Source organism: Streptomyces sp. SID11385, from assembly GCF_010548245.1.
Classification (GTDB): domain Bacteria; phylum Actinomycetota; class Actinomycetes; order Streptomycetales; family Streptomycetaceae; genus Streptomyces.
Genome location: NZ_JAAGLR010001140.1, coordinates 1 through 230, shown reverse-complemented (window position 1 = coordinate 230; position 230 = coordinate 1). Strand labels below are relative to the sequence as shown.

General features: G+C 78.3%; 1 pseudogene. It reads left to right on the top strand.

Going from position 1 to position 230, the window contains the following annotated elements:
- A pseudogene (locus G3I42_RS37240) lies at nt 1-230 on the top strand (hypothetical protein); the annotation flags it as partial.

Below are 230 nucleotides of genomic sequence, written 5' to 3'. Positions count from 1 at the left end.
TCGCGACCGCACCCGAGCCCGAGCCCGAGACCCCGGGCCGGATCAGCGACCCGTACGGGGTGCGCGAGCGACAGAGCACCACCGGTCCGCACGAGCGGACGCCGGCGCTCCCGGCCGATGCGCAGAACCCGCAGCACGCGCAGTACCCGCAGCCCGGGCAGAACCCGGCGGCTTCGCCGGCCCCCCGCGACTCCCACCTCCCGCCCTCCGCCTGGCACGGTGCCACGCCC